This is a genomic window from Rhabdothermincola sediminis, from assembly GCF_014805525.1.
GTDB classification, from domain to species: domain Bacteria; phylum Actinomycetota; class Acidimicrobiia; order Acidimicrobiales; family Acidimicrobilacustridaceae; genus Rhabdothermincola; species Rhabdothermincola sediminis.
In genome coordinates, this window is record NZ_JACFSZ010000020.1 from 41287 (window position 1) to 58665 (window position 17379).

A 17379-nucleotide genomic window follows, 5' to 3' on the forward strand; every position below is an offset into this window, starting at 1 on the left:
GTGCTGCTCGTGCGTTCGTCCCGACGTGAGCCGCTCGTGCTCGGCGCGCTGATGCTCGGGCTCCTGGTGGCTTTCGTGGTGGCGGCCGGCTCTGGCGTGGTCGGTGTCTCGTCGGGCGCGGCGGTGGGGGCAGCGGGTGCGATCGTGGCTGGGGCCTCGCTGCTCGGTCTCTGGACGATCGGGGCAGCTGCGTTCGCTGGCGGTGTGATCACGGTGGCGGTCGTCCACCTCGCCGCCCGTTCGGGCGGGCGCACCGAGGTGGTGACGCTGATCCTGACGGGCATCGCGATGAACGCCCTGGCTGGGGCGGTCATCGGGTTGTTGATGTACCTCTCCGACGATGCGGAGCTGCGGAACGTGTCGTTCTGGACGCTGGGCAGCGTCGCTGGCGCCAACTGGTCGCGAGTGGCCGCCTTCGCTCCCATGGCCGTGCTGGGTGTGGTGGTGGCGTGTTCCCAAGCACGCCGGCTGGATCTGCTGAGCCTCGGTGAGGGGCCGGCTCGCCACTTGGGTGTGGACGTCGAGCAGACCCGCCGGATCACGCTCGGCGTGGTGGCCGTTCTGACCGCGGCCGCGGTGGCGGTCGCTGGGATCCTCATGTTCGTCGGGCTGGTGGTCCCTCACCTCGTGAGGATGATCTCGGGACCTCGCCACCGTTGGCTGCTGCTGTCGTCCGCGGTTGCGGGAGCGCTGGTGCTGGTGGTCGCGGACCTGGTGGCTCGCACGGCGGTGGCGCCCGCGGAGTTGCCGCTGGGGACGTTGACGGCGCTAGTGGGAAGCCCGGTTTTCTTCTGGCAGCTGCGCCGCACTCGGTCTCGTCAGGGAGGCTGGGCGTGAGGCGCAGGCATCTGCGGCTGCCAGGGCCGATCGCGGACCCACTGGTCGAGGCGATCGGGCTGTGGGTGCATCGGGGACGCCGAACGGTTCTGCGTGACCTGTCGGTCGCGGTACGGCCCGGTGAGTTCATCGCGGTCGTCGGCCCGAATGGTGCTGGGAAGTCCACGCTCGTGGGGGCTCTGGCCGGTGACCTGAGCGCGAGTGCAGGCCACGTCCAGCTCGACGGGAAACCGATCGGCGCCTGGCGGCCGGTCGAGCTGGCCATGCGTCGGGCGGTGCTGCCACAGGACCAACAGGTCGCGTTCCCGTTCACCGTCTCGGAAATCGTCTCGATGGGCCGCACCCCCTGGGCGGGAACCGCTCGTCACGAGCAGGACACGTCGCGAGTGCTGGACGCACTCGTGGCGATGGACGCGCTCGAACTCGCCGATCGTCGGTTCCCGACCCTCTCCGGTGGTGAGCGAGCACGGGTGGCGATGGCTCGGGCCCTGGTACAGGATGCAGCCAAGATCCGCCTCCACCGCCGCCGGATACCAGCGGTGGTGGAGGCGGATCGGCTCCGATCGATGGTCCGGGCGGGGGCCGAACGGCGCTCGGCCCGAACGGGCAGCAACTGACGGTGAAGCCAGCTCGCGGGCTCGACCCCGCGGGAGCGACGGTGCGGGTCGAGGGCGCAGGCTACGACCCGTCTGTCGGTGTCTACCTGGCCATGTGTGTGGACCAGGGTCCTGCGCTGCCACCGAGTCCCTGCTTCGGAGGCGCGGACACCTCCGGCGAGAGCCGGTCGGCGGTGTGGTTCTCGAACAGCCCACCGCCTTATGCCGTGGGTCTCACCCGCCCGTTCGGCGTTGGTGGCAGCTTCGAGGCGGAACTGGAGATCGCTGCGCTGCAGCGGGACGAGACGGGCGCGGTGGTGATCGACTGCCTCGACCCGTCCGCCAGATGTGTCATCGCCACCCGCGCGGATCACACTCGCCCCGCTGACCGATCGGCCGATGTGAAGGTGCGGGTTTCTTTCGCTGGCCAGGAGGACCCGGACCCCGGCGTGGACGACCCACCCTCGCCCGCACCTCCCACCCTGGAACTCGATCGCCTGCAGGTGACCCCGGGCGAGCCGCTCTCGGTGTCGGGTCGAGGGTTCCTCGCCGGCGAGCAGGTCGAGTTGCTGCTGTATTCGACCCCGCGCTGGGTGAGCACTCCCGTTGCCGATCCGACCGGGGCGATCGCCGTCTCGTTCACCGTGCCGGTCGACCTCGAGCCTGGTGAGCATCACCTCGAGGCCCGGGGGGTGAGCTCGGGGCTCACTGCTCGGTCCCCGAGCTTCATGGTGGTCCCGGCGACGCTCGCTCGTGCCCATCGCCGCCGTACCAGCGTCGAAGCTCGCTGGAGGGGGCCACGTCAGTCGACCACTCGTCGAGGGCCGCCGCGTCCTTGCTGACCCCACGGGGCCGAAGCCGGTCGACCAGGACCCGGTAGGCACCGGACTCGAGGGTGCCGTCGTAGGCCCGAACGACTGTCACCCGGGGTGTGGCAGCAGGCCTGGCGGTCGGGTGGGGATCATGTCGAGGCATCGTTACCACCCCACGAATCGGAGACGTGACCAAACCGTAACCGAGGTCGGCGCTGATCTGTCAGCGGCGCTCGTGTGAGCGCGAACCACCGGCGTGACACGCGAACCGATCGGCCACATCAGTCGGTACGGTGAAGCGGGGTCCGTCCGCCCGATGCGTTCGGTCCGCCCGGGGTGACGAGCCATCCGATGGGTAGGCGAAATCGGGTGGGGCCAGTCCCGGATCCCGCGGTCGTTGGAGTGGTCTCGAAGGAGGTCTGACGATGGTCGCCTTGGCTGGCACGTTCGACATCCTCCAGGTCGACGAGGTGCTCACCTTGCTGGCCGATCACCGCTGCACCGGCCGGCTGCGAGTGCGAACCGGTGCGCACCACCTCCTGATCACCCTGGACAGGGGGTTGGTCGTGGGCGCCACCGCGAGCAACGGCGCCACGGGTGGCGGAGCGTGGGAGCGACTGGTGGAGGAGGTCTGCTGCGAGGCGCTGCGGACCCGGCGGGGAACCTTCGAGGTATTGGTCGAGCGTGAGGTGAGCGCGTCGGCCGGCCCGCCGCTGCCCGTGAGCGAGGTCCTGGCCGGAGCACGGCGCCGGGCGGAGGCCTGGGAGCGGGTCGAGCGGGTGATCCCCTCCGTCGAGGTGGTGCCGCGGCTGGCCGAGCGACCGCGACCCGATCCGCTGATCCTGGAACCGGAACGATGGGAGCTGATCGTCGCCATCGACGGGCGCCACCCGATCGCCTCGGTCGCCCGGCGGCTGCGGATGGATCCTCTGCGTGTCTGCGAACTGCTGGTGCCGCTGGTGGAGCGGGGTGCCGTGCTGCTGGACGAGCCCTCGAAGCAGGTGAAGATGAGCGGATCGGAACGCGCGCCTCGCCCCAAGCCGTCGCGCCCGGGCTCGCAACGTTCGAACGTGCGCCTGCTCCCTCCGGGCAGGCTGCCCGCGGATGGGGCGGGGCTGAACGCCGACGGGGAGCAGCAGCAGGAGCAGGTACTCGATGGCGTGCTGGAGTCGCTAACCCCCGAGCGTGAGGTGCCCGCGGTGGCGCCGGCGGACGAGGCGGAGCTCGTCGCTGCCGTCGACTCGGCGTGAGTTCCGATGATCGGCACGCTGGCGATGGGCGTGAAGCGATGTCGGGGCGCTCCGCACGGGCGAAGGCGAGCGACGCAGCCGGGACAGGTGACGATGTTCGCAGCGTGACGATGGGGTCTGCTGCACGGTCGGGTGACAGGTTGGGTCTGGGAGTCCCCCCGCTGACCGGCCACGTCGACCGGGGGCGACGGACGACCGGAAGTCGCATGATACCCTAAGGGGTATATAGGCGTCGGTGCGGGCCCCGTCCCGTGGTGGACCCGCACCCCCGTCGGAAAGGCACTCCGATGCAGTCCATCACCACGACCGTTCCGCTCTCCCTCACCGAGGCTGAGCACGCCGTACGGGCCGCGCTCGCCGAGCAGGGCTTCGGCGTGCTCACCGAGATCGACGTGGCCGCCACCCTCAAGGCCAAGCTCGACGTCGACCGGCCCCCGCTCAAGATCCTCGGTGCGTGCAACCCCGCCCTCGCCCACCGGGCGCTCGAGATCGACCCCTCGACGGCGCTCGCGCTGCCGTGCAACGTCGTGCTCGAACCCGCCGCCGACGGCGGCACGGCGGTGCACGTGGCCGATCCCCGCGAGCTCATGGCCGACCCGGCGATGGCCGAGCTGGCCGAGCAGGCTGCGACCAAGCTCAGGGCCGCGCTCGACGCCCTCGGCCGCGACGCAGGGGCCGCGTCGTGAGGCCGGCACCCGACGTCCGACCGATGGAACCGGTGGCGGCACTGCGTCCGGAGGGGTCGGCACCCGACGCACCGTCGCTCGACGACACGGCCCGTCGCACCAGCACGGCGAGAGGAGCCGCGACACTCGTGCTGCGTGACGCCACTGCGCTGGGCTCGTCCGCACCGAACCAGGCGAAGGCCCTGGAGCGCCGTGGACGGGCGTGGCTGCTGTGGTCCTTCCTGCTGTGCCCCTGCCACCTCCCGCTCACCCTGGCGGTGATCACCGCCGTGCTGGCCGGCACCTCGTTCGGTGTGGTGCTGCGCGACCACGCCTGGGTGGCGGGCACGGTGATCACGGTGGCGTGGCTGACCGGCACCGGATACGGCCTGCGGCTCATCCGCCGGGCGGAGCGCACCGGCGGTGCCTGCCCCACCTCCGCACCGCCCCGCTGAGCCCACCTGAGGGCGGTCGCTCGGACGAGCGCTGGACCGGGGAGAGGGCCACACCCGCGACGGGCCGAACGCGAACGACCGTACCGAGGGAACCAGCGCGCAACGAACCCCCCTCGGAGCGACCCGTCCGCACGACCGGTCCTCCCGGAACCGCCGGCCGCTCAGAGGTGCCGCTCAGTCGCCGGCCAGGATGCGGCGGATCCCGGCGACGAAGGTGTGCACGTCGGCCTCGGTGGTCTGGAAGCTGGTCATCCAGCGCACGACGTGGTGCTCGGGATCCCAGGGCCAGAAGAACGACCACTCCAACAGCGTGCCGAGCCGGTCCCACGGCACCGTGGCGAACACCATGTTGACCTGCGGTGGCCGCACCACCGTCACCCCCTCCACGCCCGCCACCTCCCGGGCGAGCAGGGCGGCGGTGTCGTTGGCGGTCCGGGCGTTGCGCAACCACAGGTCGTCGGTGAGCAACGCAGCCACCTGCGCGCCGACGTAGCGCGACTTGGACACGAGCTGGCCCGCCTGCTTGCGCACGTAGCGCGCGTGGGTGGCAAGGGCCGGGTCCACGAACACGACCGCCTCGCCGTACACGGCGCCGTTCTTGGTCATCCCGAAGGTCATCACGTCCACGCCGGGGTCACGGATCAGGGTGGTGAGATCCGTGCCGGTGGCCACGACGGCGTTGGCGATGCGGGCGCCGTCGACGTGCAGGACCATCCCCCGGGCGTGGCAGCGCTCCGCCAGCGCACCGAGCTCGTCCGCGGTGTACACGGTGCCGTCCTCGGTGGCCTGGCTCACGGTCACCACCCGGGGCTGGGGCCGGTGCTCGATCCCCGCCCAGAACGCGTACGGCTCGAGCGCGTCGGGGACCAGCTTGCCGTCCACGGCCGGCACCGTGATGATCGACGAGCCGCTGAAGCGCACCGGCCCGCCGGTCTCGTCCACCACGACGTGGGCGCTGTCGACGGTGATCACCGCCTGCCAGGGCTGCAGCACGCTCGCCAACCCCACGATGTTGGCCCCGGTCCCACCCCAGCAGAACAGCACCTCCACCGGCGCGTCGAACAGCTCGCGGATCGCCCGCTCGGCCGAGGCCGTCCAGGGGTCGTCGCCGTAGGCCATCGCCGGCCCGCTGTTCGCCGCGGCGAGCGCCTCGAGCACCTCGGGACTGGCACCTGCGGTGTTGTCGCTCGCGAAGGAGCACGACGGTGCCGGGGGCAGACCCGCCGGTTGCGCAGGCCGGACTCCCGCCGGCGGCGGTTCCGCTTCCGACCCGTCAGGAGACGGTGGACGATCTCGGGTGCCGGGGTCGTCGGGGGTCACGGTCCCTCCGGGTGGTGCGGGATGAGGCACCCTATCCGCCGAGCCGGAGGTCGCTCTCCGACGAGCCGACCCGACCGAGGAGGACGCCGTGCCCGACCCCATCCCCGCCGACCGTCCCGACGAGGAGGTCGCGCCCGACCTCGGCCAGGGCCCGGCCTCCGCAACCGACCCGTCTCCCGACGGTCAGGTGCTCGACCCGGCCCGGCAGGGCGACGTGCTCGCCATCCAGGACCTCGCCATCGCCTACGCCCACGCCGTCGACGACCGTGACTGGCGGCGGTGGGAGGCCCTGTTCGTCCCCGACGCTCACATCGACTACCGGCACTCCGGCGGGATCGCCGGCACACCCGCCGAGGTGGCGGCCTGGCTGCCGGGCGCCATGGCCGTGTTCACCTTCTGCATGCACTCGATCCTCACCCACGAGATCCGCTTCACGGGACCCGACACCGCCACCGGCCGGGTCCACCTGCTCAACCGCAACGGGCTGGAGTGGGAGGGCGCCTTCGAGTTCTGCGACATCGGGGGCCTGTACCTCGACGACTACGTGCGGGTGGGCGCGCACTGGCGGTTCGCCCGCCGGGTCGAGCACACCCACTACGTGACCGGCGGGGCCTTCGCCGCGGTCGTGCGCGACCTCGCGGCCGACGCCGCACCCGACCGGCCACCCGTCGCGGGCTGAGATCGAGCGGGCCCGCAAGCGACGAAGGGTCGGGGACCGCCCGTCGATCACGGTCGCGGCCCGGTCGTCCACCGTCGACGACGCCGGCGGTGGACCGGCCCCGTCGGGGCGGCTCGCCGGTCGTTCGCCGGCTCAGATCCTGGCGATGACCTCCTCGCCGTAGCGGGCGAGGTCCTCGGCCGGGTTCCCGAAGAACGCGAACGACGGCACGATGACCCGGTGCACCCGAGCTCGGCCAAGGCACGCACCTCGTCGAGCGCGCCGGGGCCGATGGCGCCGTTCCCACCGGAGGACAGCTCGATGGCGCCCGGAGCGCGTGCAGGGCGTCGTCGGTGCGCGCACCGCGCTCGGCGAACGGCACCCCGATGGCCTCGAACTCCTCCCGGAGCCAGCCCGAGCCGATGCCGACGAGCAGGCGCCCTCCCGAGAGGTGGTCGAGGGTCGCGAGCTCCTTGGCGAGGACCACGGGGTTGCGCTGGGGCAGGATCAGCACGCCGGTGGCGAGGCGCAGGGTCGTGGTGGCCGACGCCAGGTACGCGAGCCAGACGAGCGGGTCGGGCAGGGGCGAGTCCTCGGGGCCGGGCATGCGGCCCGACGAGGAGTAGGGGTAGGCGGACTCGTAGCCGGCGGGCACGACCACGTGCTCGACCGTCCAGATCGACTCGAACCCGGCCGCCTCGGCCGCCCGCGCGAACGACACGGCGGCGTCGGGCTGTGCGAACGGGCCGATGTTGGCGAAGGCGATGCCGAACTTCACGGGTGCTCCTCGGACTCGGCAGGCGGGCCGGGACGACGCACGGCGGGTCCCACCGGCGATGGGGTGGTGGCGATCGGCGCCGACCCTATCCGCCCGGTCGGGCGCTGCCGGCCCCACCACCCGCCCACCGCTGCATCGCATCCACCAGCGGGCGGGCCTCGTGCACGACGACGGAGCGTCACGCCGGGGTTCAGAGCCGCACCCGTCAGCGGGCGAGTCGGCAGAGCATGACATCATGTTGTGAACAATTGTTATCATGATGTGGTGATCCGGACGCAGATCTCCATGACGCCCGCCCAGGCCGAAGGCCTCCGACGGCTCGCCGCCGCTCGCCGGCGCTCCCAGGCCGCCCTGCTGCGGGATGCGCTCGACGGCCTGCTCGGTGACGACGAGCGCAGGCGGCTGGTCGAGCGGGCACGCCGGCCGGTCGGAGCCTTCGCTTCCGGCCACCGCACCACGAGTGCACGCCACGACGAGGTGCTCGACCACGCCTACTCCCCGTCGGCGTCGTGACCACGGTCTTCGTCGACACCTCGGCGCTCTACGCGGTGCTGGACCGCGACGACGAGCACCACCGGTCCGCGGCCCGGCACTGGCACCGCCTGCTCGACGGGATCGAGGCGGGAACGGCCGACGCCTGCACCCACGGCTCGGTGCTCGTCGAGGTGACGGCGCTCGTGCAGCACCGCCTCGGCAGGGCCGCCGTGCGCGCCCTGCACGACGCCGTCCTGCCCGTGCTCGAGGTGGTGTGGGTCGACCGGGAGCTGCACCGCCGGGCGGTCGCCGCCCTGCTGGCCGCCGACCGCCGGGACGTGAGCCTCGTGGACTGGACGTCGTTCGAGGTCATGCGGGATCGGGGCATCGAGGCCGTGTTCGCCTTCGACGAGGACTTCGCGGCGCAGGGCTTCGCCGCCTGGGCCGATTGAGGGTCCCCGCCGGGTCCCCTACCGTACCTGACATGACCGTCATCTACGGGGAGTCCGACGCCGATCCCACCGCCCTCGACGGCTCCACCGTGGCGGTCGTCGGGTACGGCAACCAGGGCCGGTGCTGGGCCCTGAACCTGCGGGACAGCGGCGTGGCCGTCGAGGTGTGCGTCCGCCGGGACGCCAGCCGCGAGCAGGCCCGGGCGGACGGGTTCGCCGCCCACGACCTCGAGGCCGCGAGCGACGCCGACGTCGTGTGCCTGCTCGTCCCCGACGACGTGATCCCCCAGCTGCCGGTGCGCCCCGACCCCGAGGCTCTCACCATCGTGGCGAGCGGCTACACGCTCGCCTTCGGTCGCCTCGATCCCACCGGTGATGCCGGCATGGTGGCGCCCCGGATGCTCGGCCCCGAGGTCCGCCGGTGCTACGAGGAAGGTGTCGGGTTCATCACGGCCGTCGGCGTCCACCGGGACCGCACCGGCACGGCGCTGGCCCGTACGCTGGCGGTGGCCCGGGCCATCGGCGGGCTGCGCCAGGGCGGGATCGAGATGACCGCCCGGGACGAGGCCGTACTCGATCTCGCCGTGGAGCAGGTCCTGTCCCCGGCGCTCGCCGCGGTGAACACGGCGTTCCTGACCGTCATGCTCGAGGCCGGCATCCCGCTCGAGGCGATCCTGTGCGAGCTGTTCCTCTCCGGCGAGGTCGAGCGCACCTACCGCCTGCTGCGCGAGGTCGGCTTCGCCGCCCAGAACGACCTGCACTCGCCCACCAGCCAGTACGGGCAGCTGTCCCGGCGGGGCCGCTACGACCACCTCGGCGTGGACGCCACGATGCGGGAGCTGCTCGCCGACATCACCAGCGGACGTTTCGCCGACGAATGGGACGCCGAGCGCGACGCCGGCTACCCCCGGCTCACCGCGCTGCGTGCCGAGCACGCCGGGCCGGCGGTCCGGGAGTTCGAGGCGGAGCTGCGCCGCAGGCTCGGACCCGGCCGGGTGGAGAGGGCGACCTGATCGGGCGACCGATACAGCACACTCGACCACGGAGGGTCCCATCCGACTCGTCGGCCCGGGTCGGATGATACCCTGGGGGGTATAAGAACCGCCTTCCCGTGGTTGCCGCAGCCCTCGCCCTGACCGGTGCCCTCACCCTGTCTGCCTGCAGCTCGTCCGAGCCGACCGCCACCGCCGAAACCCCGGCCAGGCGGGCGCCGTACCCCCCGGTGAGCCGGCCGCCCGGGCGGCGCGGGAGCAGGGGCGCACCGTCATCGACGTGCGCACCCCGGAGGAGTTCGCCGCCGGCCACGGGCTCCACGCGTTTGAGCGAGCCTCCGTCAGACCCGGGGTTCCTCTAGACTTGACGAGAGTTCGACCTTGCCAGTCCGGATGGCACGGTTAGGGGACGGATCGACCTATTGCTCCTCGGTTCGAGACCATCCGTCGTCGACTACAAGACCGGCATCGTGGTGGCGGAGGGAGCCTTGAACGGTCGCTACGAGCGGCAGCTTGCCATCTACGCGTGGCTGGTCGAAGCGTCGCTCGGCATTGCGGTCGATGATGCGATGTTGTTCTCCCTTCGAGATGGGATCGTTGAGGTCGATGTCTCTCGCTCAGTTCGTGAGCGTGCGGTCGCCGAAGCCGCCGATGCACGAGAGGCGTTCAACGGGCGAGTACCAGGAGCGCAGCCTGCGACGCCCTCGAAGCGTGCTTGCGGGACGTGTCCATTCGTCAGCCTATGCGACGCGACGTGGGACGCGCTGCGGCAGGGACACATCGACGGAGTGGGATGGGGTGACGCGGTTCGAGGACATCTGAGAGCTCCCATCGTCAGCAACGCCGGCGGTACAGCCGCCGTCCCCCTCGATGTTCGCGTCGGCACAGTCAGGGGGGAGGTCATGCTGATCGATGTGCCGAACGCGACGGTGGTGGAGTGCTCTGTCGGAGACGAGGTAGCGGCATGGCGGCTGGCAGGTCGGTCCGATGAACCCGTGACGCTCGCGTGGCGAGAGGGCACCAGCTCGCTGCAGGTCCAGCCGGGATGGGTCAGCTAAGTGACCGCCAATGCGCGAACGGTTGCGCTCGCGGGCGGCCAGAGGGTCCCGTATCCCGACCCTGTCGATGCGGCCTCTAGGGCCCGCGGAAAGGCGAATCGCAGGCGAGACACCAAGGTCGAAGTCGCCATCCGATCCGCTCTACACCGGAGAGGTTTGCGGTTTCGCAAGGATCACCTCGTTCGGTGCTCAAACGGGGTTCGTGTCCGAGTCGACATCGCCTTCACCCGGGCGAAGCTTGCGGTCTTCGTGGATGGCTGTTTCTGGCATGCCTGTCCCGACCACGGCACGACGCCGACGCGCAACCAGGACTACTGGCTCCCCAAGCTCGAAGCCAACGTGCAGCGAGATCGGCGTGTGGGCGCCGCGTTGGCGGCCGACGGTTGGCGGGTGCTGCGGCTGTGGGAGCACGAGGACGTAATGGAGGCTGCTGCCCAGGTCGAGCGTAAGCTCTCGTCCCTCGATCAGACCAGGCGGAGCTGACCGACCGGCTCGACCAGCGGCTCGAGGCCGGCGACGGCTCGGATCACGGCCTCGGCGAGCTTGGGGGGAACGGAGTTGCCGAGCTGCGCCTGGATGGCGGACCGGCTCCCGACGAACTCGAAGCTGTCTGGGAACGTGAAGAGGCGCTTGACCTCGGGCACCCGCAGGCGGCGGTTCTCCCAGTGGAAGGGCCCGACGTTGGGGCCCGGGTGCGCCTGGATAGTGGGCGATGGCCGCTCGGGGTCGAGTTTGAGCAGGAAAGACCAGTAGCGGCTTCGCCACTCGAACTGCGGGTCCGGGTGCCCGCGCTTGGCCGTGAGATGAAGGTAGTTCTCACCGGGTGGGATCTCGGGAAGGAGGTGCGCGTACCGGCCGCGGACGACCTCCTCCGCCTCGGGCTCGGTGACCAGGCCGGCGAGTGCCTTGCCTGTCGTGACGTGCGGACGGGCGACGTTCCCAGTCGCTTGACGCTCCCAGGTTCCGCCGTGGGTGGGCTCGGGGTGCTCTGGCAGAGGGCACCGTTTCGGGACGCCGATCACGAACAGTCGCGGCCGCAGTTGAGGCACGCCATAGTCGGCAGCGTTGAGCACCTTGGCTCGGCAGTGGTAGCCGGCCTCGTCGATCTCCCGAAGGAGCCGCTCGAACGCTGGTCGGCTCGCCTTGTTGTTGTAGGTGAGGGCGTACACGTTCTCGAGCACGAAGTAGCGAGGCCGAGCCTCTGCCAGCACCCGGGTGTATGCCTGCAGGAGCGAGGCGTCGGGGTCCAAGCCGGCGCGCTTCCACTCGAGCCAGAACCCGGACTTGCTGAACGGCGTACACGGCGGGCCCCCGATCAGGAGCGCGGGCCTCTCACGGCCCCGCAGCCCCGCCGCACGCAGGATGTCGCGGGTCGGGACATCGAGGATGTCCCGCTGAATCACCTCGGTCGTGAGGTGGTCGAAGTTCTTCTCCATCGTCGCAGCGGCATCACGGTTCAGCTCGACCGCGGCCCGCACCGAGAAGCCGGCCGCCTCGGCGCCGAGATCCATGCCGCCTGCGCCTGCGAAAAGGCTGATCGCGGGACCTAGGTCGGCGGCGGACATGGGCACATTGTGCACATGGGATGTGACAGTCACCGTGGATCGTCCTCCTCGGGCCGATCCCGACGTTCGAGTTCATCGATGCGCTCCTGTTGTTGGTGGATCAGCCGGTCGAGCTGCCGCTGCACCTGCTGGCTGATCCGGAACGGGAACCCCCTCCAGTAGTTGTAGAACTCGTCCGGGGTGGCGAACTCGCCTCGGCCGGCCCTGAGGTCCTCGATCAGATCGATGGCGCCGATGTACTCCCGGGTGGTCGAGGATCGCTGCCGACTGGCGATCCGCCAGGCTGGCTGGACCACGAGCTCAAGGCCCGCCACGCGGGAGCTGATGTTGGGGACGAACTCGTAGAGCACGATGACGTCGAGGTGGGAGGCGTAGTCGGCGAAGGGCCGAAAGGTGCCGGGCCAGTGGAGCTGCGGCCACCGGAAGTAGGTATTGCCGGTGTAAAGCGTGATGCGGCTCTTCGTCCGGGCGGGATTGCGGTCGTCGCGGCGTGCGACCTTGACGTCGAGGGCATGGTACCCCTTGCCAAAGCGGTCGCCGGACAGCTCGAGGTCGGGGTAACCGCGCTCGGACCCGCGCCTGGCCACGATCCCGGGATCGCCCTTGGTGGCGTCGAGCAGGTGGTCGACGATCGCCACCTCCAGGATGTTCGCGAGCGCCGCTGGCTCCTTCGGGAGCGGCAGGAGGTGACCGGTGGCGAGGAGCTTCGCCTCAAGGTCCTCCGGGTCGGAGGCGTCGAAGGGCCAGCCGTGGTCACCGTGCCGCCGGAACACGCCCACGACGTCGAACTCGAACTCACCGCAGCGAGCGCGCAACCAGTCGAGAACCTCAGGCTCAGGCACCCAGCCAGCTTCGCGAACGGGCCTCGACGCGCCGCGGACCCTGAGTGAGGTATGACCTGAACCTGTGGATCGGCCACCCGCTCGAGGGCGCGGCGTACCTTCCTCGTTGAACGAAACGAGTGAACGCCGGGGCTGCAACCCCTGCGAGGAAGGCACGCCGATGTTGACAGTAGTGACCGATGACGACGCCCGCGCGGAGATGCGCTGGGCGCTGGATGAGATCGTGTTGGAGGGCGCCCGGCGCATGCTGGCGGCGGCGCTCGAGGCGGAGGTCGACGCCTTCATCGCCGGGCTGGCTGACCGGCTCGACGAGCGAGGCCACCGGCTGGTGGTGCGCAACGGCCACGCCCAGCCGCGCACGATCACGACCGCTGCGGGCCGTGTCGAGGTGCGCGCCCCGCGGGTCGATGACCGCCGCGTCGACCCGAAGACGGGTGAGCGGGCCCGGTTCCGCAGCTCGATCCTGCCGCCGTGGGCGCGCAAGAGCCCGAAGGTGACCGAGGTGCTGCCGTTGCTGTACTTGCACGGCATGTCCAGCGGTGGCTTCGCACCGGCGCTGGAGGGGTTCTTCGGGTCCGCTGCGGGCCTGTCGGCGTCGGTGATCACCCGGCTGACCACCCAGTGGCAGGCCGAGCAGCGAGCCTTCGCCGAGCGGCGCCTCGATGACCGCGACTACGTGTACGTCTGGGCCGACGGGGTGCACTTCAACGTGCGGCTCGAAGAGGACCGCCTGTGCTGTCTGGTCATCGTCGGGGTCCGTGCCGATGGCACCAAGAAGCTCGTCGCGCTCGCCGATGGCTACCGGGAGTCGACCGAGTCCTGGGCGGATCTGCTGCGGGACCTCAAGCGCCGCGGCATGCGGGCCCCGGTGCTCGCCGTCGGGGACGGGGCGCTGGGGTTCTGGGGAGCGTTGCGCGAGGTGTTCCCCGAGACCCGCGGCCAGCGGTGCTGGGTACACAAGGCCGCCAACGTGCTCTCGGCGTTGCCGAAGTCGGCCCAGCCCACCGCCCGCAAGATGCTGGCGGAGATCCGCGACGCCGAGGACCGCGACGAGGCCGTCGCTGCGGCCAACCGGTTCGCCACCGAGTACGGCGCGAAGTGGCCCAAGGCGGCCGCCAAGATCACCGACGACCTCGAGCTGCTGCTCGCGTTCTACGACTTCCCCGCCGAGCACTGGATCCGCCTCAAGACCACCAACCCGATCGAGTCGACGTTCGCGACCGTGCGGCTGCGCACCAAGGTCACCAAGGGCCCCGGCTCGAGAGCCGCCGGCCTGGCCATGGCCTTCAAGTTGCTCGAAGCCGCACAAGACCGGTGGCGAGCCGTGAACGGACCCCACCTCGTCGCGCTCGTCCGAGCCGGCGCACGCTTCGACAAGGAGGTGATCGTCGAACGCGAACAAGCGGATCAGGAAGCCATCGCGTGATCAGCGGAACCGGCCGACCCACAGGTCTTGACGATTCCTCGCGTTCTCGCCCGCTCGATGTCGATGGCCTCCGCGTCGGTGAGCTCGTCCTCGTCGCGGTTCGCCGACACGTACCACATGAGCACCTGGTCGTCCTTGCCGATCTGTCGGCCCCGGATCTCGCAGTCACGGGTGGCGGTCCGTCGCATGTAGGGCAGCGGGGTCTGCCACCGGATGATCTCGGGGACCAGCCCGGCGATCAGCGACGGGTCCGCGATGAGCTTGTCGTACTGGTCGGGCTATCGGTTGAGCCCGTACACGCTGCCGGTCATGGTGTTACGGGTCGTGTCGTTGCCGCCCACGATCAGCAGGATCGGGTTTCCCACGGCGACGAGGGTGTCCATGTCCTTGGTGTCCTCGCCGTTTGCCATCAGGCTGACGAGGTCCTGCCCGTCGCCGCCGACGCGCTCGGCCGGAACAGAGCTCCCCGAAGTAGAGGGCCATCTCGGTGAGCTCTTCGCCCTTCTGCTCGATCGACTCGACGACCCCACCCGGCTCGGGGATGGCGAACACCACGTCGGACCATCGGGTGAGTTTGCGGCGTTCCTCGAGCGGGAAGTCGAAGAGGGCGGCGAGCATCAGGGTGGTGAGCTCGATCGACACGGTGTCGACCCAGTCGAAGGTCTCGCCTTCGGGGAGCGCGTCGAGCACGGCGATGGTGCGCTCTCGGATGAGCGGCTCGATGTTGCGCAGGTTGCTCGGGGTGGACACCGACCGCACGGTCTTGCGGTGCCGGGTGTGCTCGGACGGGTCCATGGCGATGAAGGTCCGAACGAAGTCCTGCATGGTCAGGGCGTTGGAACTCGGCGGTGCACCGAGCGTGATGCCCCGGGCCGAGGAGAACGTCGCCCAGTCGCCGTTGATGGCCCGCACGTCGTCGTACTTGGTGATCGACCAGTAGCGGCCGGCCGACTCGATCTCGTTCAGGTGGACCGGGTCCCCGGCGCGCAGGCGGGCGAAGTGGTCCTGCCAGCGGTCCTCGCTGAACAGGTATGGGTTGGCCGGTTGATGTCCTCCAGCGCGAGGTCGGCGGCGGCGCCGACTCCCTTGCCGAGCCGTGCCAGCTCGACGTCGGGCTCTTCGTTGTGGGCGTTCAGCAGCTCGCCGAGCCCTTCCTCGGTCACGTCTCCATTCACGGGCTCTCGTCGTCCGTTGCGTATGAGTGCGGCTTCTTCGGCACCCTCGACCGGCCGACGATGGATGCTAGGGGGTGAGCGCCGTCGCCTCGCGCCCCACCGGCGCACCGGCCTCACGTCGTGGCCCGGGAATCGATCGCCTCCCCGTGTCGACGGCCTGCTCCGGTTCCATCGCGGGTCGACCGTACCCCGGCCGCGCGGCTAGCGTCGCAGGCACCGTGAACCGCCTGGTTCGTGGACCGGTTGGGAGGGAACCGTGAAGATCCGCACTCCGATCCTGGCCGTCGCTGCGGTGGCCGCGCTCGCACTCGCCGGCTGCTCGAGCGACGACGGCACCCCGACGACCACCACCAGCACCGCTGCGTCGGGCGGCGCCACCACCACGTCGGCCGCCGCGGGCACCACGCCCGGTACCGGTGGCAGCTCCTCGGGCAGCGGCGAGATCGTCGGCTCGTACACCGGCACGGTGACCCTCGCCGAGGGCAAGACCGTCCAGGTCGAGGGCGACCTCACCACCTGCACCATCCAGGACAACGGCGCCGAAGCCAAGGGCGAGGGCTTCGGCTTCACCCACAGCAACTACGACGGCAACCTGACCTTCACCGTCGAAGGGCGCGAGATCATCGCGTCGGGCCCGACCATCGGCCAGGGCGGCGGCATGATCAACGTGACCGGGATGTCGGAGGGCACCGGGTTCGTGTTCAACATCACCTGCGGTTGACTCGCCCGACGCGGGCGGCCTTTGCGGCGGGACCCCGATGACCGTCACCGTCGTCCTGAACCGCCCTGGGTTCGTTGGAGGCTCCTGACCTTGGAAACGAGGGTGGTGTCATGCCACGAGAGAAGTCGCCAGGGAAGCCGACGACGCGTCGCTGCAGCGAGGCGGAGAAGGATCAGGCTGTTCGGCTGGTGCGCCAGCTCCGTGCGGAGCTCGGCACCGAGCACGGCACGCTGTAGCGGGTCGCTGCCCAGTTGGGCTACGGCGTCGAGTCGGTCCGCAAGTGGGTCCGTGAACGCGATGTCGTCGACGGACTGGCCGGGCCGGAAGCGTTGAGGGTCCGCGAGTTGGAGGCCGAGAAGAAGGCGCTCGAGCAGGAGCTGCGCGAGACGCGCCGAGCGAACGAGATCCTGCGCAAGGCGTCGGCGTGTTTCGCCCAGGCGGAGCTCGACCGCCCATCGAAGTGATCGTCGGGTTCATCGACGAGCATCGGGACCAGCTCGGAGTCGGGCCGATCTGCCGTGCGTTGCAGATCGCTCCGAGCACCTACTACGCCGCCAAGAAGCGCGAGGTGGCGCCGTCGGCGCGTGCCGTGCGTGACGCGGTGATGATGCAGATCCTGATGGTGTTGTGGGTCACGAACCGCAAGGTCTACGGGCCGGCAAGCTGTGGCGCGCCGCCCGCCGTGCCGGCCACGAGATCGGCCGGGACCAAGTCGCCCGCCTGATGCGGGAGCTGGGCATCGAGGGCATCAGCCGCCGTCGCAAGACGATCTACACGACGATCCAGGATCCCGATGCGGTGCGGGCGCCGGATCTGGTGAACCGGAACTTCAAGGCGGCCGCGTCCAACCAGTTGTGGGTGACGGATCTGACCTATGTGCCGACCCGGTCGGGGATGGCCTACGTCTGCTTCATCGTGGATGTGTTCTCCCGCATGGTCGTCGGCTGGCAGGCATCGAAGTCGCTGCGCTCGGACCTGGCCATCGACGCGTTGGAGATGGCCAGAGCCTCTCGGGGTGCCGGCCGGCTGGTCGGCGTGGTGGCACACGCGGATGCCGGGTCGTAGGGCGAACTCAACTGGTCGTCGCAACACCTCACGATGATGGAGGTGTGGTTCATGGCGACGATGGGAGAGCGGCAGTGGCAGGTGCAGCTGTATCGGGGGCAGGTCCCGTCGCTAGGACTGTGCTGAGCAAGGCGCCTTCGTGGGGTGGAGGGCGGCCGTCGGTCGTGGGAGGGGCGTCGTGTCGTCGGAGGGCGAGCGGGTCGCGGTGCGGGCAGATCGAAGGGCCGGGTTGAGGTGT

20 protein-coding genes, 3 pseudogenes and 1 other annotated feature are annotated in these 17379 nt (G+C 70.5%); of the genes and pseudogenes, 15 read left to right on the forward strand and 8 right to left on the reverse strand.

The window, feature by feature from the left end:
• From HZF19_RS14505 to HZF19_RS14515, 3 genes are read left to right on the forward strand one after another with little or no spacing between them, the layout of a single operon-like run.
• Entirely contained in the window at positions 1–837 is an 837-nt protein-coding gene (locus HZF19_RS14505) for a FecCD family ABC transporter permease (RefSeq protein ID WP_372443470.1), read from the forward strand.
• Positions 834–1454, forward strand: a complete 621-nt coding sequence (locus HZF19_RS14510) for an ATP-binding cassette domain-containing protein (protein ID WP_208029514.1) — start codon at positions 834–836, stop codon at positions 1452–1454. Before HZF19_RS14505 ends, HZF19_RS14510 begins: the two co-directional genes overlap by 4 nt.
• Positions 1455–1456: 2 nt before the next feature.
• On the forward strand, positions 1457–2275 hold the full coding sequence (locus tag HZF19_RS14515) for a hypothetical protein (RefSeq protein WP_208029540.1): 819 nt from the start codon (positions 1457–1459) through the stop codon (positions 2273–2275).
• Here the strand turns inward: HZF19_RS14515 and HZF19_RS14520 are convergent.
• Positions 2160–2408, reverse strand: a complete 249-nt coding sequence (locus tag HZF19_RS14520) for a DUF488 domain-containing protein (protein ID WP_208029515.1) — start codon at positions 2406–2408, stop codon at positions 2160–2162. The two genes, HZF19_RS14515 and HZF19_RS14520, sit on opposite strands and share 116 nt — an antisense overlap.
• 262 nt (positions 2409–2670) lie before the next feature.
• Here HZF19_RS14520 and HZF19_RS14525 point away from each other — a divergent pair, with 262 nt between their 5' ends.
• The 3 genes from HZF19_RS14525 (at position 2671) to HZF19_RS14535 (ending at position 4615) form a co-directional block, all read left to right on the forward strand.
• Positions 2671–3495: a DUF4388 domain-containing protein gene (locus HZF19_RS14525; protein ID WP_208029516.1), complete on the forward strand. Its 825-nt coding sequence runs from the start codon at positions 2671–2673 to the stop codon at positions 3493–3495.
• Positions 3496–3782: 287 nt separating this feature from the next.
• The gene (locus HZF19_RS14530; protein ID WP_208029517.1) at positions 3783–4181 is read left to right on the forward strand and encodes a DUF302 domain-containing protein; all 399 of its coding nucleotides are present in this window, start codon (positions 3783–3785) and stop codon (positions 4179–4181) included.
• Positions 4182–4204: 23 nt separating this feature from the next.
• Positions 4205–4615, forward strand: a complete 411-nt coding sequence (locus HZF19_RS14535) for a hypothetical protein (RefSeq protein ID WP_208029518.1) — start codon at positions 4205–4207, stop codon at positions 4613–4615.
• Positions 4616–4789: 174 nt separating this feature from the next.
• On the opposite strand, the gene HZF19_RS14540 is transcribed toward HZF19_RS14535, so the two are convergent.
• Entirely contained in the window at positions 4790–6037 is a 1248-nt protein-coding gene (locus tag HZF19_RS14540) for a threonine aldolase family protein (protein WP_235980178.1), read from the reverse strand.
• Between HZF19_RS14540 and HZF19_RS17285 the strand changes: the two genes are divergently transcribed.
• Complete coding sequence (locus HZF19_RS17285) at positions 6024–6614, forward strand: nuclear transport factor 2 family protein (RefSeq protein WP_307781240.1); 591 nt, start codon at positions 6024–6026, stop codon at positions 6612–6614. The two genes, HZF19_RS14540 and HZF19_RS17285, sit on opposite strands and share 14 nt — an antisense overlap.
• 340 nt (positions 6615–6954) lie before the next feature.
• Here the strand turns inward: HZF19_RS17285 and HZF19_RS17290 are convergent.
• A pseudogene (locus tag HZF19_RS17290) lies at positions 6955–7629 on the reverse strand (LLM class flavin-dependent oxidoreductase); the annotation flags it as partial.
• 6 nt (positions 7630–7635) lie between these two features.
• Here HZF19_RS17290 and HZF19_RS14550 point away from each other — a divergent pair.
• The 5 genes and pseudogenes from HZF19_RS14550 to HZF19_RS14570 all read left to right on the forward strand — a co-directional run bounded on the left by HZF19_RS14550 (position 7636) and on the right by HZF19_RS14570 (position 10830).
• Positions 7636–7884, forward strand: a complete 249-nt coding sequence (locus HZF19_RS14550; protein ID WP_208029521.1) for a ribbon-helix-helix protein, CopG family — start codon at positions 7636–7638, stop codon at positions 7882–7884.
• A complete protein-coding gene (locus HZF19_RS14555) occupies positions 7881–8297 on the forward strand; it encodes a type II toxin-antitoxin system VapC family toxin (protein ID WP_208029522.1) in 417 nt (138 codons plus the stop codon). The genes HZF19_RS14550 and HZF19_RS14555 overlap by 4 nt, the downstream gene beginning before the upstream one ends.
• A gap of 32 nt (positions 8298–8329) precedes the next feature.
• Positions 8330–9310: an NAD(P)-binding domain-containing protein gene (locus tag HZF19_RS14560; protein ID WP_208029523.1), complete on the forward strand. Its 981-nt coding sequence runs from the start codon at positions 8330–8332 to the stop codon at positions 9308–9310.
• Between the two features lie 389 nt (positions 9311–9699).
• Positions 9700–10347: pseudogene (locus HZF19_RS14565) on the forward strand (PD-(D/E)XK nuclease family protein); the annotation flags it as partial.
• Positions 10348–10830 carry a very short patch repair endonuclease gene (locus HZF19_RS14570; protein WP_208029525.1) on the forward strand — a complete coding sequence of 161 codons (483 nt, stop codon included), beginning with the start codon at positions 10348–10350 and terminating at the stop codon, positions 10828–10830. It abuts the pseudogene before it with no gap.
• Here HZF19_RS14570 and HZF19_RS14575 read toward each other — a convergent pair.
• Both HZF19_RS14575 and HZF19_RS14580 read right to left on the reverse strand, forming a co-directional pair.
• Positions 10812–11912 (reverse strand): DNA cytosine methyltransferase, encoded by a 1101-nt coding sequence (locus tag HZF19_RS14575; RefSeq protein WP_208029526.1) that lies wholly within the window; start codon positions 11910–11912, stop codon positions 10812–10814. The two genes, HZF19_RS14570 and HZF19_RS14575, sit on opposite strands and share 19 nt — an antisense overlap.
• Positions 11913–11941: 29 nt before the next feature.
• The gene (locus HZF19_RS14580) at positions 11942–12754 is read right to left on the reverse strand and encodes a type II restriction endonuclease (protein WP_208029527.1); all 813 of its coding nucleotides are present in this window, start codon (positions 12752–12754) and stop codon (positions 11942–11944) included.
• A gap of 160 nt (positions 12755–12914) precedes the next feature.
• Between HZF19_RS14580 and HZF19_RS14585 the strand changes: the two genes are divergently transcribed.
• Positions 12915–14180, forward strand: coding sequence for an IS256 family transposase (locus HZF19_RS14585; RefSeq protein WP_208029528.1), 1266 nt, complete (start codon positions 12915–12917; stop codon positions 14178–14180).
• On the opposite strand, the gene HZF19_RS14590 is transcribed toward HZF19_RS14585, so the two are convergent.
• From HZF19_RS14590 to HZF19_RS14600, 3 genes are read right to left on the reverse strand one after another with little or no spacing between them, the layout of a single operon-like run.
• Positions 14162–14437 (reverse strand): cytochrome P450, encoded by a 276-nt coding sequence (locus HZF19_RS14590; protein ID WP_307781242.1) that lies wholly within the window; start codon positions 14435–14437, stop codon positions 14162–14164. The two genes, HZF19_RS14585 and HZF19_RS14590, sit on opposite strands and share 19 nt — an antisense overlap.
• Positions 14438–14495: 58 nt before the next feature.
• Positions 14496–15092: a cytochrome P450 family protein gene (locus tag HZF19_RS14595; protein ID WP_208029530.1), complete on the reverse strand. Its 597-nt coding sequence runs from the start codon at positions 15090–15092 to the stop codon at positions 14496–14498.
• Positions 15093–15142: 50 nt separating this feature from the next.
• Positions 15143–15343 (reverse strand): hypothetical protein, encoded by a 201-nt coding sequence (locus tag HZF19_RS14600; RefSeq protein ID WP_208029531.1) that lies wholly within the window; start codon positions 15341–15343, stop codon positions 15143–15145.
• Positions 15344–15611: 268 nt separating this feature from the next.
• On the opposite strand from HZF19_RS14600, the gene HZF19_RS14605 reads away from it, so the two are divergent.
• Together HZF19_RS14605 and HZF19_RS16630 are read left to right on the forward strand one after the other, a co-directional pair.
• Entirely contained in the window at positions 15612–16076 is a 465-nt protein-coding gene (locus HZF19_RS14605; RefSeq protein ID WP_208029532.1) for a hypothetical protein, read from the forward strand.
• Positions 16077–16186: 110 nt separating this feature from the next.
• Positions 16187–17138 (forward strand): annotated as a pseudogene (locus HZF19_RS16630) (IS3 family transposase); the annotation flags it as partial.
• Positions 16498–16614: a sequence feature (AL1L pseudoknot), on the forward strand. It overlaps the preceding pseudogene by 117 nt.
• Positions 17139–17379: the final 241 nt, after the last annotated feature.

What these genes read in the sequence shown, in the direction of transcription:
- HZF19_RS14520 (WP_208029515.1), bottom strand. Translation starts at nt 2,408, where the DNA reads ATGCCTCGACATGATCCCCACCCGACCGCCAGGCCTGCTGCCACACCC.
- HZF19_RS14525 (WP_208029516.1), top strand. Translation starts at nt 2,671, where the DNA reads ATGGTCGCCTTGGCTGGCACGTTCGACATCCTCCAGGTCGACGAGGTG.
- HZF19_RS14530 (WP_208029517.1), top strand. Translation starts at nt 3,783, where the DNA reads ATGCAGTCCATCACCACGACCGTTCCGCTCTCCCTCACCGAGGCTGAG.
- HZF19_RS14535 (WP_208029518.1), top strand. Translation starts at nt 4,205, where the DNA reads ATGGAACCGGTGGCGGCACTGCGTCCGGAGGGGTCGGCACCCGACGCA.
- HZF19_RS14540 (WP_235980178.1), bottom strand. Translation starts at nt 6,037, where the DNA reads ATGGGGTCGGGCACGGCGTCCTCCTCGGTCGGGTCGGCTCGTCGGAGA.
- HZF19_RS14560 (WP_208029523.1), top strand. Translation starts at nt 8,330, where the DNA reads ATGACCGTCATCTACGGGGAGTCCGACGCCGATCCCACCGCCCTCGAC.
- HZF19_RS14575 (WP_208029526.1), bottom strand. Translation starts at nt 11,912, where the DNA reads ATGTCCGCCGCCGACCTAGGTCCCGCGATCAGCCTTTTCGCAGGCGCA.
- HZF19_RS14585 (WP_208029528.1), top strand. Translation starts at nt 12,915, where the DNA reads ATGTTGACAGTAGTGACCGATGACGACGCCCGCGCGGAGATGCGCTGG.